The following is a 13,266-nucleotide window of genomic DNA, read 5'->3' as shown; positions in this document are numbered from 1 at the left end:
CCATTCGCACGTTTTCTCAAACCCGGATTTTCAATGGAAGACCTGCTGCCGCATTACGAACGAGAACTCGCCATGCTGCGCCGCTCATTGCACGATTTTGCGGCGCGCTATCCGAAAATCGCCGCACGGCTGGCCGTTTCGGGTGAACACTCCGACGATCCTCACGTCGAGCGCATGCTGCAATCGTTCGCGCTGCTCGCCGCCCGCATCGATACCCGGCTCGACGACGACTACCCCGAGTTCACCGAAGGCATGCTGCAGGCGCTGTATCCGCAGTACCTGCGCGCCTATCCGTCGTGCTCGATCGTCGAATTCGATATCGAGGGGCTGTTCGAAGGCCTGTCGGGCCCGGTGACGATCGCGCGCGGAACCGATCTCGTGACGAAAGACCGGCCGTGCCGCTTTCGCACCGCCTACGATGTGACGCTCGCGCCGATCCGCATCAAGGCCGCGCGCTATTTGCGCAGTGCCTCGGCGCCCGCCAATGCCACCCTGCCGCCGGAAACTTCGGGGCTCGTCGCCATTACACTCGCTCAGGCATCGGCCGCCGCGGGGCTGCACGTCATCGCGCCCCGCACGATTCGCCTGCACGCACAGGGCCAACGCGAAATCGTCACGACGTTGACCGATACGCTCTTGCTGCGGGCAAGCAAGGCGTTCGTCGAAGCCGACGGTTCGGGGCGGTGGATCGCGCTCGATCGTCTGCCGATCCGGGCAGTGGGCTTCGACCCGAACGACGCGCTTGTCGATGCGGACGGCGCCGTCGGCGTGCCATTCCGGCTCCTCACGGAATATTTCGCGTTCCCCGATAAATTCGATTTCCTCGATCTCGATGCGGCCTCGATGCTGGCCGCCACCGGCCCGTGCAAAACGCTGACGCTGTACGTGGCGATCGAAGGGTTGCACGACGATTCGTGGGGCGGGCAACGCATGGCGCAATTGAGCGAAAAGCACCTCAAGCTCTTTTGCACGCCTATCGTCAATCTGTTTCCGACGAAAGCCGAGCCGATTAAAGTCGATGTGCTCGCGAAATCGTATCCCGTCACGCCGAAAGTGCAGAAATCGGCAAGCGCTTCGGATTTCGAGGTCTATTCGGTCGATGCGGTCTACCCCGAAAAGCAATCCGCGTCCAGTCCGACGGCATTCCAGCCATTTTTCAGTCTCATGCACGGCAGTGCCGCCGCACTGAGCGGGCCCTATTGGGCCACGCGCACCGAAGCCGATCCGGAGCACCGCGACGCGCAACGCACGATGCTCGCGTTCGTTGGGCTCGACGGCCACCCGGCGGCCGTCCCCGTTGCGCAGGTTGCCGTCGACGTCACCTGTACGAACCGCAATCTTCCGGCGATGCTGCCGTATGGCGCGGCTGGCGGTGATCTGATGATCGAGGGCGGTTCGGTGGCCTGCCGGCTCGTATTGCTGCGCCGCCCGACCGAAAGCGTCCGTGCGCAGCAAACCCACGGCGCACTGTGGCGTCTGCTTTCGCAGTTCACGCCGCACGCTGCGTCGCTGAGCACTGCGGGGCTCGACGAAATCAAGCGTCTATTGCGGCAGTTCGCCGCGCTTTCGCCCACGCCCGCGCGTCATATCGAAGGCATCACGTTCGTTGGATCGCGCTCCGCGATGCAATGGATCGTCATGGAGCCCTGCCCTTCGCTCGTGCGTGGCATCGAGGTCACGCTCGCCATCGACGAACAAGCGTTTTCGGGCAGCAGCATCAGCGCCTTCATCGACTTGATGGATCGTTTCTTCGCCCCGTTCGCGCCTGAAAACAGCTTCGTGCAACTCGTCGTCATTGCGAAGGCGACAGGTGCATTGCTGCGCCGGTGCGAGCCGCGGCAGGGGGCCATGGCGCTGCTTTGAGCCAACCGGACTGAAACGAACAACGACGATCGGCTGCCTGGCCGGGGTCCCCAATGCCATGAGGCCGGCGGGCGAACCGGCCATACGGCCAACGTCGGCGTGCGACTGTCGCACGACCAAAACGAGATATCTATGCTCCGGTGCGGCGGTTTTGCGTACCTACCCTCCTGTCTGATATCGACGAGTACCCCCATCGGCTACGGATCGTAGCCCGAACGCGCCCCGCGCAAGCCGCCACTTTTTGTCACTACAAATAAGGCTTGCACGTTATGTTTTTCGTAACTACAATAATTACCCGAACGGCCAGAACTACCTTCGATCCAGCCAAAAGCGAAGCCAATTGGAGCAAGCATGGTGTATCGCTCAGGCTCGCCGAATCGATCGACTGGCCGGAGGTCTGGTGCGCGCCTGACGGCCGTCGCGATTATGGCGAGTTGCGCGAAATCGGCTACGCGCACATCAACGGGTATCTGTACTGCGTCGTGTTCACGCAGCGCGGCAGCACATTCCGAGTCATCAGCTTGCGTAAGGCAAATTCGAGAGAGGTCAAACGCTATGTCGAGCAAACCTAAGCTGCACATCCCCACGCCCGAAGAAGACGCTGCAATCGAACGGGGCATCGCCGCCGATCCCGATACCTTCGTGCCTTCGGATGCTCAATTCGCGCAAATGAAGCGGCGCGGGGGAAGGCCGAAGCTCGAGCACCCGAAGGTGGCACTGACCGTCCGCTACGACGCCGACATCATCGAACGGTTCAGAACGACCGGCGAGGGATGGCAAACCCGGATGAACAATGCGCTGCGGGAATGGCTCGACGAACATCGTCTGGCATAGCCACGCGGGCTACGAGCGCATCGTCAATAGGATCGATCTGCATTCCCGACCATCACTCATTGCGCCCGCGAGTGCGCGCCAGCACCCGGCGCCCCCTCGCAGCCGACACTCATCAATCAAGCCGCAAGCATGAGCGTGGTCGATTGCCGCACATCGTCGCGCTCGTCACCGCGGCCGCATGCTGCGGCGCATCGATTTTTTGCTTTTCCGTCAGCGCGTTAAGGCATGTCTATACGGTAAATTGCCGCACCGCGCTTCCATGCGGCCCGATATCCGCGGTGCAGCATTTTTTCTCCCGCTGATCTACGCTGTCGACCGGCTGCTCATGCAGTGCGCGTCGACAACGGCCGGCGCGCGTCGCTCGTCACCGGTACTGGTATCAGCTATGGACTCTTCCACGTTCAGCGCCTTCGATCTTGCGCGCATTCAATTCGCCTTCACCATTTCGTTTCATATCGTCTTTCCCGCACTGAGCATCGGGTTAGCCAGTTTCATCGCCGTGCTCGAATGGCGATGGCTCAAAACCGGCAAAGCCTATTACAAAGACTTGTGCCTGTTCTGGTCGAAAATCTTCGCCGTCGCATTCGGCATGGGCGTGGTCTCGGGCGTCGTCATGGCCTATCAGTTCGGGACGAATTGGGCCGGTTTTTCGAAATTCGCCGGGCCGATCACCGGTGCGCTGCTGACCTATGAGGTCATGACCGCCTTCTTTCTCGAAGCCGGCTTTCTCGGCATCATGCTATTCGGCTGGAACCGCGTAGGGCCGCGCGCGCACTTCGCCGCCACACTCACGGTTGCGATCGGCACGCTCGTGTCGGCCTTCTGGATCCTCGCCTCGAACAGTTGGATGCAGACGCCGCAAGGCTTTGCGATCGAAGACGGCCGCGCCGTTCCGGTCGACTGGTTCGAGATCGTCTTCAATCCGTCCTTCCCCTACCGCCTCGTGCATATGACGCTGGCCGCGTTCCTCGTGGCCGCGCTCGTCGTCGCTGCTGTGGGTGCGTGGCATTTGCTGAAAGGCCGGCGCGACCCGGCAGTCAAGAAGATGTTTTCGATGGCCCTGTGGATGCTGCTCGCGCTGGCCCCGCTGCAAGCGTTCGTCGGCGATCAGCACGGGCTGAACACGCTGCGCTACCAGCCGGCCAAGATCGCGGCCATCGAAGGGCTCTGGGATACCGAAACGAACGGCACGGCCCTCAATCTGTTCGGCGTGCCCGACATGCAAGCCGAGACGACGCGCTATGCGCTGTCGGTGCCGCATTTGGGCAGCCTGCTGCTCACGCATACCTGGGACGGAGAGATCCGCGGCCTGAAGTCTTTCCCGCGCGACGAGCGCCCGAATTCGACGGTCGTGTTCTGGAGCTTTCGCATCATGGTCGGGCTCGGCATCTTGATGATCGTGCTGGCCGTGGCGGCCTGGCTCGTCGATCGCCGCGGCCGGCTCTATGACGCGCGCTGGTTACATCGCTTCGCGCTCCTGATGGGCCCGAGCGGCTTCGTCACGCTGCTGGCGGGCTGGGTGACGACGGAAGTCGGCCGCCAGCCGTGGGTGGTGTACGGCGTCATGCGTACGTCGCAGGGCGTGTCGCCGCTCACCACGCAACAAGTCGGCATCTCGCTGATGGCGTTCGTCGTCGTGTACTTCCTCGTTTTCGGCACCGGCATCTACTACATGCTCAAGCTCATGCATGCGGGCCCCCATGTCACCCCGAAAGACGACGACGCCCACGAGGCCCGCCCGGGCGGCCGGCGCGCACTCGCGATGACAGCCTGATCGAACTTGAACAACGTCTACCGATATCTGCCTTTCGTCATTCGAGGATTACCATGGATGTCACCTTGATCTGGGCTGCGATCATCGCGCTCGGCCTGCTGATTTACGTCGTGCTCGACGGCTTCGATCTCGGCATCGGGATCGTCTTTCCCCTCTTTCCCAACGAGCGCGAACGCGATCTGATGATGAACACCGTCGCACCGGTCTGGGACGGCAACGAGACCTGGCTCGTGCTCGGCGGCGCCGCGTTGTTCGGCGCATTCCCGATTGTCTATGCGACGGTACTGTCGGCGCTCTATCTCCCGCTCATCGCCATGCTCGTGTGCCTGATCTTGCGCGGCGTATCGTTCGAGCTGCGCGGTAAAGCCTCGCGCACGAAACATCTGTGGGATCTCGCGTTCATCGGCGGCTCCACCGGCGCGGCGTTCTTTCAGGGCATTTCGCTCGGTGCATTCGTCCAAGGCATCCCGCTCGCGAACGGCGAGTTCGCCGGCGATGCGTTCGGCTGGCTCACGCCCTTCACGCTGCTGACCGGGCTCGGCGTCGTCGCCACCTACGCGCTGCTTGGATGTTGCTGGCTCATCGCGAAGACCGAGGACGATCTGCAACGCCGCCTGCACCGCCTGGTCTGGCCGCTTACGCTCGTGTTGATCGCCTTCATCGTCGCCGTCAGCATCTGGACACCGTTGCAAGAACCCGAGGTTGCCGCGCGCTGGTTCAGCGCTCAGTGGTTTCACCGTATGCTGCCCGCACCGTTCCTCGTCGCGATCTGCGCCTACCTGATGCGCCGCGCGGCGAACGATCGTCATCACACGCTCCCGTTCGTGCTGGCCATGAGCTTCGTCGTGCTCGGCTATGCCGGGTTGCTCGCTACGCTATGGCCGTATGCGATCCCTTCGTCGGTCACGCTCTGGCAAGCCGCGGCGCCGGAGCGCAGTCTGACGTTCACGCTGACGGGCGCCGTCGTGATCTTGCCGGTCATCATGGCGTACACGATGCTCGGGTACTGGGTGTTTCGCGGAAAGGTGCGCCATGGCGAGCATCACTACCATTAAGCGGCGCGGGGCCTTACCCCGCTGGGCGTGGTTCGTTTTGCTGTGGTGCGTGGGCGTCGGCGGCGCGATGCTGGTCGGCGAAGCGTTCAAGCTGCTCATGAACGCGACGCTGTTCGCCGTTTCGAGGTAGCGCGCCGGCATTCGGCCGCGCCAGCGCGCGTATCCCATCGCATCAGTATCGGCCACTTGCGGTTCAGTCCTCGATGGGCGCCGGCGCGGCACCGAGATACGCGTCGCGCATTGCATCGATCTGCCGCAGGTGCTCCGGCGTGCCGTGCGCGACGACGCGCCCGCTTTCGAGCACGTATGCCTCGCGTGCATGGCGCAGGGCGACGGATGCGTTCTGTTCCGCCAGTAAGAAACTCACTTTGTCCTCGCGGTTGAGCCTGCCGATGGTCTCGAAGATTTCCTCGACGACCTGCGGCGCCAGTCCCATCGACGGCTCATCCAGCAGAACGAGCGACGGCCGCGACATCAGCGCCCGGCCGATCGCGATCATTTGCTGCTCGCCCCCGGATGTGTATCCGGCCGCCGTGTTCCGACGCGTTTTCAACCGCGGAAAAATCGCATAGACGCGGTCGAGCGCGTCGGCGATTGCTCGCGCCGACGGCCGGCGCACGAAGGCGCCGATGCGCAGATTGTCCTCGACACTCAAGCGCGAGAAGCAGCGCCGCCCCTCCAGCACTTGCACGAGGCCGCGTTCGACAAGACGCCAGGGGTCGATATCGGTCACGTCCGTGCCCCGATAAAGAATCCGCCCGCGCGCGAGCGCGCCGCGTTCCACGCGCAACAGGCTGGAGATGGCCTTCAGCGTGGTTGTCTTGCCCGCACCGTTGCCGCCCAGCAGGGCGACGATCGCGCCGTCGGAGACGCTCAGCGATACGCCTCCCAGCGCAGATGCCAGCTCGTTGTACGTCACCGCGATATCGTCGACCTGCAGGATCGGCGGCCGCTCCATGCTCAGATCTCCTTCCCGCAATCGCGCGGCGTGATGCCCTTTTCCTTTGCATAGGCATTGGCCGACTTTTCGATGATCGGCCGCAACAGTGCACGATCGGCCTGCACCCAGCCGCTGACGACCTTCCAGTGCGCACCGTCCCACTGCTGGAAGCGCACCGCGCCGCCGCCTTCATGATCCGCGCAGGTGAGCTTCAACGGCTGCACGAGCCCATAGGCGCCCAATTGCTTCAGTCGCGCATCGTCGAGTTTGAGGTGCTCGAAGCCCCACCGCACCTGCTCGCCCGTGAGCGGCTTGTCGCCGAAGTGCGCCTGAGCGACGCGTACCGCCTCGACATTGAGAATACCGTTGACGACCCCGAGGTTGTAGTAGACCGTGCCGAAGCGCGCAGCATCCTTGAGGTTGCCGTTACCCGGCTTGACGACGTATTGATCGATTGCCTGCAGCACGGGAAAATCCGTGCCCGACGGGTGTGTCGTGATGGAGATGAAACCCTTCGCCGCTTCGCCTGCCGGCCGCACGTCCTCCTCCGAATTGCTCCAGATGTTGCCGATGATCCGGTTGGCGGGGAAGCCGACCTTCTGCGCGGACTTGATCGCGACCGGGTTCATCACCCCCCATCCCCGCAAGATCACCCAGTCGGGATGGATCCGGTGAATCGTCAGCCACTGCGAGCCTTGCTCGTTGCCCGGATGCGGGACCTCGAGCTGCGTCAGCTCGAAGCCATACTTTTTCGCCAGGATGTCGAGCACCGGAATGGTCTCGCGCCCATAGGGCGAACCGTGATAGAGCACGACGATCTTCTTGCCCTTGAGCGCGGCAGGGCCGCCCGATTGCCCCGCGATGTAATTGACGATCGCCGACACCTCGCTGTACGGATTCAATTGCAAAGGAAACACGTAGGGGAAAACCGCGCCGTCAGTCGAATCGGTCCGGCCGTGGTTGATCGTGATCAGCGGGATCTTGTCCGCAGTCGAGCGATCGATCGTCGCATACGCAATCCCGACGGAGAGCGGGTTGGTCGCCGCGGCCGGCGCGCCGTTGAGCCCGTGCTTGAGCCGCTCGTAGCATTCGACGCCCTTCTCCACCACGTATTCCGTTTCGCACTCGCTCCACGTCAGCTTGACGCCGTTGACGCCGCCGTCGCGCGCATTGACGAGCTGTAAGTAGTCGATGAAGCCGCCGAAAAAGCCGCTCCCGCCAGCTGCATACGGCCCGACGCGGTAGCTCTGCAGCGGAAAATACTGCTCCCCGGCAGCGCGCGCCGTGCCCTGTCCGGCCGCGATCAGCGACACGGCCATCCCGCCGGCGGCGATCAGCCGCCCCGCCGCTCGCAGATATCGATTCAATCCTGTCCGTTTCATCAGTTCATCGCTCCAATTTCGTTGCCGTTGAAAGTCTCAGGCCCTCGGTCGCCGGTCGAATAGCCGCCGGCGTGCGTTGTGTACAAGTCGGGCGAGCCCATCCGGTTCTTTGATCAAGAACACGATGACAAGCAAGCCATACAGAATTTTTTGCAGGTTTTGCAGTTGCCCCGCTTCGATGCCCAGGTGCGCCAACCACCCGGCGGCGTTCGATAACAGAATCGGCAGCAACACCATGAACGCAGCGCCGAAAAAGTTGCCGCCGATGCTCCCCATCCCGCCAATGATCACGACGAACAACACCTCGAACGACAAGTTCAGGTCGAAGCCGTGCGGCTCAACGGTGCCGAGATAGGCGAATGCCCAGAGCGCGCCTGCAATGCCGAGCACCGCTGAACTGAGCGCAAACGCGAGCAGCTTGTCGCGGCCCACCGGAAAACCCATCACGCGGGCGGCGGTCTCCATGTCGCGGATCGCCATCCAACGTCGGCCCAGTTCGCTGCGTACGAGCCGGGCCGTCATCGCGAACGTCGCGGCCACGACGGCGAGGACGAGCAGATAGCGCGTGCCCGGCGTGTCGATTCGGTGTCCCAGCACGGTTACCACCGGGGCGCTCAATACGCCGGAGGCGTCGTCGTGCGAAAACCAGCTCACGCGCGTGAAGACCCATTCGACAAAAAACTGTGCGGCCAGCGTGGAGACGATCAGATAGAAACCGCGGATTCGCAGGCTCGGCAGCCCGAACACGGTGCCTATCGCCGCGCAGGCCACCGCGCCGAACAGCAGATCGATGGCGAACGGTAGAGCCGGCACGCGCACCGCCAGGTTGTACGCGGTATAAGCGCCGACCGACATGAACGCGGCGGACCCGAGCGAAAGTTGTCCGGCATAACCCGTCGCGAGGTTGAGCCCCAGCGCAGCCAGCGACAAGATCAGAAACGGCACCAGGATCGCGCCGAGCCAGTAATCGCTTCCGAAGCGCGCAAGCGCAATGAGCACGGCAATGGCAAGCGCCGCCAGCGCACGGCGCGGCCAGATGTTGCGCGCGCGTTCACCGTGCGCGGACACCGGTTGGAGATGGATCGACGACATTTGACTTGGGCCTCACACACGTTCGATCGGCGTTTCGCCGAACAGGCCCGACGGCCGCATCAGCAGGAACAGCATGGCCAGCACGTACGGAAACCAATTCTCGATCCCGCCGCCGATCGCCGTGCCGGCATAGACTTCGGCGAGTTTCTCCGTGGCCCCGACGAGCAACCCGGCGACGATCGCACCGCCGATCGACGAGAAACCGCCGATGATCAGGACCGGCAGTGCCTTCAACACCACGAGCGAGAGCGAAAACTGCACGCCGAGCCGGGCGCCCCACACGAGGCCCGCGACGAGACTCGTCAACCCGGCAAGCGCCCATACCGCGGCCCACATATGCGGGAGCCGGATCCCCACTGCCAGCGCCGCCACCGGATCGTCGGCGATCGCTCTCAGTGAAAGCCCGAACCGCGTGAAGCGCATCAACGCCGATAGCCCGATGACGAGCAAGGCGGCTGTGCCTGCCGCGAACAGGTCGAACTGGCTGATCATCACGCCGCCGATGGCCAGCGGCCGATCGTCGATGCCGAGATCGAGACCATGGACCTGCGAACCCCACAGCAACTGCGCCGCCCCTTCGAGGATCAGGCTGAGACCGAGCGTTGCCATGAACAGCACGATGGGCGGCCGGTTAACGAGCGGCTTCAAAACCCACTGCCCGATCGCGAGCGCGACGAACGACAGCGCAACGAGCGTGAGCGCGAACGCCAGCCACGGATTGATCTGCCGCTCGACGAGACTCACGAACGTCAAAGCGCCGAACAGCACCAGCGCGCCCTGCGAAAAGTTGAATACGCCCGACGCTTTAAAGATCAGCACGAAGCCGATCGCGACGAGCGAGTACATGACGCCGGCAAGCAGTCCGCCCACGAGCACTTCGGTGAAGAACGACATGATTCGGGTCCCCAGGGCCTAATGCCGCGTGCCGAGATAGGCGGCCAGCACGTCCGGATTGGCACGCACCTGTGCCGGTGTGCCATCGGCGATCTTGCGGCCGTAGTCGAGCACGATGACGTGGTCGGACAAGCTCATCACGATGCCGATATCGTGTTCGATCAAAACGACCGTCACGCCAAAGCGCGCATTGGCCTCCCGGATGTAGCCGGCCATCGCCTGCTTTTCCTCGGCGTTCATGCCGGCCATCGGTTCGTCCAGCAGCAGCAAACGCGGCAAACCGGCCAGCGCGCGTGCGAGCTCCACACGCTTGCGAATGCCGTACGGCAGTGCACCGGCTTCGGTGTCCCGATAGCGCTCGAGATGAAGCGTCTCGAGCACCGTCTCCGCGTATTCGCGTTGCCGTTCATCGTCGCGGCGTGCGGCAGGCGTGCCCAACGTCTGCGCCAGCCACCCGCTGCGCCGGAGCAGGCTGCGTCCGGTCAGCACGTTGTCGAACACGCTCATTCGTGCGAACAGGGCAATGTTCTGAAACGTTCGGCCGATGCCCGCGTGCGCGGCGACGTACGGTGTGATGCGCCGGTATTCGCGGCCGTCGAAGTGCAGCGTGCCGTGTTGCGGTCGGTACAGGCCGCCGATCACGTTCAGCAGCGAACTCTTGCCGGCGCCGTTAGGGCCGATCAGCGCGCTGATGCGGCCGGCTTCGATACCGAAGCTGATGTCGCTGACGGCGGGCACGCCGTTGAACGACAACGAGATGCGATCGAGCGACAGCAGCGGCCGCGAACCGGCCGGAGTAAGCATCGTCATCGGAGATCCATATGCAAGGAATCACTTCCAACGCCGCGGCGGCGCGGAGCCGCCTGCAGCAACCCCGCTGCGCCGGGCATCGTGTTCAAGCGGCGACTTGCTCGCTCTGGCGCGCTTCGATTTCGCGCACGAGCGGCAGCACCTTTTTGCCGAAATACTCGACTTCCTCGATAAAGTGCAGGAACCCTGCGAGGACGAGATCGACGCCGATCGACTTCAGCGCCACGATCCGCCGCGCGATCTGCTCGGGGGTGCCGATGAGGTTGGTACGGAATCCGTCGTTGTACTGCACGAGATCTTCGAACGTGGACTTCGCCCAGTTGCCTTCCCCTTCCGGCGACGCCTTGCCAGCCTGCTTCACTGCATCGCCGAACGCATGCACGGCTTCGACGTGGGCATGATCGATGATGTCCCGCAGTACGGCCTTCGCTTCCTCCTCGGTGTCGCGCGCAATGATGAACGCGTTCACGCCGATACGAACCTGATGATTGTTCTTCGCGGCCTTGGCCCGAATGTCGTCGATCTGCGCCTTCAGGTTCTCCGGCGTATTGCCGTTCGTGAAGTACCAATCGGACACGCTTGCCGCGTTGTCGCGCGCGGCGCGCGAGCTTCCGCCCTGGAAGATTTCCGGATGCGGCTGTTGCACAGGCTTGGGGCTCAGCGTGTAATTCGTGAAGCGATAAAAGTCGCCTCGGTACGTAAAATTGTCCGTGGTCCAGATGCCCTTGAGCGCCTCGATGAACTCCTTCGAGCGGCGATAGCGCTCGTCGTGCTCGAGCCACGGTTCGCCCACTGCCGTGAACTCGTCTTTGAACCAGCCGCTGACGATATTGATCCCGATGCGTCCGTTCGAAATATGATCGATCGTGGCGATTTGCTTGGCCACGACGGTCGGGTTCCACGGGCCGGGCAGAATCGCCGCGAGCACCTTCAGTTTGGTCGTGGCATGCAGCAAGGCCTGGCTGAAAGACACCGACTCATGTTGATACTCCGCACCGTAGCCTGCCGTGAAACGGATTTGGCTCAGTGCATAGTCGAAGCCGGCTTTCTCAGCGGTCTGCGCGAGTTTCTGGTTGTATTCGAGGCTCCAGTCCGTGCGTTGTTCGATGGTGCTGACCACCAGGCCGCCGCTGACGTTCGGCACCCAGTAGGCGAATTTGACGGCCTCAAGCGGCGATGTGACGTTGCTCATGGGAGTATCCGGTTGATTGAAGAATGCGAAATTTAAAATCGAAGTTTCGAAGTCGGAGAGAGAGGCGCGACGCGTCAGGGCCTACGATGTCTTGCCATTACCGATCTGCCAGACATACGGTGGCTCCGCGCGATTGATCTCCCATGCGCCGACGATGCGTTCCTTGTAGATGATCGGGTTGTGCGATGCGACCGTGCGCACGTTGCGCCAATGGCGATCGAGCGATCGCGACTCGCTCGTCCCCGAGGCGCCAAGCGCATTGAACAGTTCGGTAGTCGCTTGCAGAACTAAAGCCGCCACGGCGATTTGCCCTCGCGCGGAATCGAGTTCGGCCGCGATGTTCGCGTCGCGCTCGTCCTGCTCGTCGCCGCCGAAGCGCGCTTCGTAAGCCCGTTGCGAGGCTTGCGCCGCTTGCACAGCCGTCGCTTCGGCGGCGAACACGCGCGCCGCGACCTGACCCACGACCTGTTGAACCTGCACGTCCTCGCTGACCGACGATGCGTTGCCATGGCTGTAGACACGGCGGCGCTCGCGCACTTCACGCGAGATGTCGCGCAATGCCGCACGCCCCGCACCCGTCATCGTGGCGAGCAGCACCAATTGATAGAACGCCGTCTGATACCGGAATCGCGTCGAGAAATCGATGATGTTCTCTTCGTCGATATGCGCCGCTTCGAATACCGTCGTGCCGCTGCCCGTCGTGCGCTGGCCGAATCCGTCCCAATCGTCGGTCGTGGTCACGCCCGGCTGATTCGTGCGGACGGCCGCGATCACATCGGTGCCGTCCGGATCGCGCCGCGCGTAGACATCGATCCAATCCGCGAAGATGCTGCCCGTCGTATAGAACTTCTTGCCGTTGAGGACCCAGCGGCTGCCGTCGTGCGACACGCGGGTGATGACGTCCCCGATCGCGACGTCGTTGATTTCCGTCCAGGCGTTGCCAAACAATTCGCCCGCGGCGAAGCGCGTGAACCACTTCTTGCGGTTCGCGTCGTCGGGTGCGTTCAGGCGATCCTCGACGAAAGCAAAATGGCCACGCAGCGCCTGCGGCAACGCGGAGTCCGCTTCGCCCAGCTCGATCAGCAATTGCACGAGTTGCGGCAGCGACAGACCGTCGCCGCCATACGCGACAGGGATGCGCACTGCGCCGAAGCCCGCCTGCTTGAGCCAGGCGATTGGCTCGTGTGGAAGCGTACGAGCACGTTCGCGTGCCACCGCCCCTTCGGCAATACGTTCGAAGATCGGGCGGAAGCGAGAAGCGACGCGCTCATAATCGGCGCCTCGCGAAAGAACGGGCGCGTCGGTGGAGTTCAAAGAAGTCATGGAGTATGTCGATTAAGCGTCGGTTAAGCGTCGGTTAAGCGTCGGTTAAGCGTCGGTTGAGCGTCGGTCCGCAAACCGCGCGGGCGGCACGGGCTTTAAAAAACCGG

13 protein-coding genes are annotated in these 13,266 nt (G+C 63.1%); 6 read left to right on the top strand and 7 right to left on the bottom strand.

Going from position 1 to position 13,266, the window contains the following annotated elements:
* Window positions 1-33 precede the first annotated feature (33 nt).
* The 6 genes from tssF (at window position 34) to ACTHL0_RS16340 (ending at window position 5,656) form a co-directional block, all read left to right on the top strand.
* Window positions 34-1,863: a type VI secretion system baseplate subunit TssF gene (tssF, locus tag ACTHL0_RS16365; protein ID WP_440567854.1), complete on the top strand. Its 1,830-nt coding sequence runs from the start codon at window positions 34-36 to the stop codon at window positions 1,861-1,863.
* Between the two features lie 269 nt (window positions 1,864-2,132).
* Complete coding sequence (locus ACTHL0_RS16360) at window positions 2,133-2,435, top strand: BrnT family toxin (protein WP_440567853.1); 303 nt, start codon at window positions 2,133-2,135, stop codon at window positions 2,433-2,435.
* On the top strand, window positions 2,419-2,697 hold the full coding sequence (locus tag ACTHL0_RS16355; protein WP_440567852.1) for a BrnA antitoxin family protein: 279 nt from the start codon (window positions 2,419-2,421) through the stop codon (window positions 2,695-2,697). The genes ACTHL0_RS16360 and ACTHL0_RS16355 overlap by 17 nt, the downstream gene beginning before the upstream one ends.
* Window positions 2,698-3,082: 385 nt before the next feature.
* On the top strand, window positions 3,083-4,471 hold the full coding sequence (locus ACTHL0_RS16350) for a cytochrome ubiquinol oxidase subunit I (RefSeq protein WP_440567851.1): 1,389 nt from the start codon (window positions 3,083-3,085) through the stop codon (window positions 4,469-4,471).
* Between the two features lie 53 nt (window positions 4,472-4,524).
* Entirely contained in the window at window positions 4,525-5,526 is a 1,002-nt protein-coding gene (cydB, locus tag ACTHL0_RS16345; RefSeq protein ID WP_440567850.1) for a cytochrome d ubiquinol oxidase subunit II, read from the top strand.
* Window positions 5,504-5,656, top strand: a complete 153-nt coding sequence (locus tag ACTHL0_RS16340; protein WP_440567849.1) for a hypothetical protein — start codon at window positions 5,504-5,506, stop codon at window positions 5,654-5,656. The genes cydB and ACTHL0_RS16340 overlap by 23 nt, the downstream gene beginning before the upstream one ends.
* Window positions 5,657-5,719: 63 nt before the next feature.
* On the opposite strand, the gene ACTHL0_RS16335 is transcribed toward ACTHL0_RS16340, so the two are convergent.
* The 7 genes from ACTHL0_RS16335 to ACTHL0_RS16305 form a co-directional block, all read right to left on the bottom strand.
* Window positions 5,720-6,484 (bottom strand): ABC transporter ATP-binding protein, encoded by a 765-nt coding sequence (locus ACTHL0_RS16335; protein ID WP_440567848.1) that lies wholly within the window; start codon window positions 6,482-6,484, stop codon window positions 5,720-5,722.
* A 2-nt stretch (window positions 6,485-6,486) separates the two neighbouring features.
* Window positions 6,487-7,785 carry an ABC transporter substrate-binding protein gene (locus ACTHL0_RS16330; RefSeq protein WP_440567890.1) on the bottom strand — a complete coding sequence of 433 codons (1,299 nt, stop codon included), beginning with the start codon at window positions 7,783-7,785 and terminating at the stop codon, window positions 6,487-6,489.
* Window positions 7,786-7,884: 99 nt separating this feature from the next.
* On the bottom strand, window positions 7,885-8,940 hold the full coding sequence (locus ACTHL0_RS16325) for a branched-chain amino acid ABC transporter permease (protein WP_440567847.1): 1,056 nt from the start codon (window positions 8,938-8,940) through the stop codon (window positions 7,885-7,887).
* Between the two features lie 12 nt (window positions 8,941-8,952).
* Window positions 8,953-9,834 carry a branched-chain amino acid ABC transporter permease gene (locus ACTHL0_RS16320; protein ID WP_440567846.1) on the bottom strand — a complete coding sequence of 294 codons (882 nt, stop codon included), beginning with the start codon at window positions 9,832-9,834 and terminating at the stop codon, window positions 8,953-8,955.
* An 18-nt stretch (window positions 9,835-9,852) separates the two neighbouring features.
* Window positions 9,853-10,644, bottom strand: a complete 792-nt coding sequence (locus tag ACTHL0_RS16315; protein WP_440567845.1) for an ABC transporter ATP-binding protein — start codon at window positions 10,642-10,644, stop codon at window positions 9,853-9,855.
* An 85-nt stretch (window positions 10,645-10,729) separates the two neighbouring features.
* A complete protein-coding gene (gene sfnG / locus ACTHL0_RS16310) occupies window positions 10,730-11,836 on the bottom strand; it encodes a dimethylsulfone monooxygenase SfnG (RefSeq protein ID WP_440567844.1) in 1,107 nt (368 codons plus the stop codon).
* Between the two features lie 81 nt (window positions 11,837-11,917).
* Window positions 11,918-13,159, bottom strand: a complete 1,242-nt coding sequence (locus tag ACTHL0_RS16305) for an acyl-CoA dehydrogenase family protein (RefSeq protein WP_440567843.1) — start codon at window positions 13,157-13,159, stop codon at window positions 11,918-11,920.
* Between the last annotated feature and the right edge of the window lie 107 nt (window positions 13,160-13,266).

This window comes from Trinickia sp., from assembly GCF_051961175.1.
Taxonomy (GTDB): Bacteria; Pseudomonadota; Gammaproteobacteria; order Burkholderiales; family Burkholderiaceae; genus Trinickia.
Note: the sequence above shows the minus strand (reverse complement) of the source record. Positions and strands in the feature narration are given on the sequence as shown.

Excerpts from the sequence above, each read along its gene's own strand:
- ACTHL0_RS16305 (WP_440567843.1), bottom strand. The coding sequence starts at position 13,159 with ATGACTTCTTTGAACTCCACCGACGCGCCCGTTCTTTCGCGAGGCGCC.
- ACTHL0_RS16340 (WP_440567849.1), top strand. The coding sequence starts at position 5,504 with ATGGCGAGCATCACTACCATTAAGCGGCGCGGGGCCTTACCCCGCTGG.
- cydB (WP_440567850.1), top strand. The coding sequence starts at position 4,525 with ATGGATGTCACCTTGATCTGGGCTGCGATCATCGCGCTCGGCCTGCTG.
- ACTHL0_RS16355 (WP_440567852.1), top strand. The coding sequence starts at position 2,419 with ATGTCGAGCAAACCTAAGCTGCACATCCCCACGCCCGAAGAAGACGCT.
- ACTHL0_RS16350 (WP_440567851.1), top strand. The coding sequence starts at position 3,083 with ATGGACTCTTCCACGTTCAGCGCCTTCGATCTTGCGCGCATTCAATTC.
- ACTHL0_RS16315 (WP_440567845.1), bottom strand. The coding sequence starts at position 10,644 with ATGACGATGCTTACTCCGGCCGGTTCGCGGCCGCTGCTGTCGCTCGAT.
- ACTHL0_RS16320 (WP_440567846.1), bottom strand. The coding sequence starts at position 9,834 with ATGTCGTTCTTCACCGAAGTGCTCGTGGGCGGACTGCTTGCCGGCGTC.
- sfnG (WP_440567844.1), bottom strand. The coding sequence starts at position 11,836 with ATGAGCAACGTCACATCGCCGCTTGAGGCCGTCAAATTCGCCTACTGG.
- ACTHL0_RS16335 (WP_440567848.1), bottom strand. The coding sequence starts at position 6,484 with ATGGAGCGGCCGCCGATCCTGCAGGTCGACGATATCGCGGTGACGTAC.
- ACTHL0_RS16330 (WP_440567890.1), bottom strand. The coding sequence starts at position 7,785 with ATGGCCGTGTCGCTGATCGCGGCCGGACAGGGCACGGCGCGCGCTGCC.
- ACTHL0_RS16360 (WP_440567853.1), top strand. The coding sequence starts at position 2,133 with ATGTTTTTCGTAACTACAATAATTACCCGAACGGCCAGAACTACCTTC.
- tssF (WP_440567854.1), top strand. The coding sequence starts at position 34 with ATGGAAGACCTGCTGCCGCATTACGAACGAGAACTCGCCATGCTGCGC.
- ACTHL0_RS16325 (WP_440567847.1), bottom strand. The coding sequence starts at position 8,940 with ATGTCGTCGATCCATCTCCAACCGGTGTCCGCGCACGGTGAACGCGCG.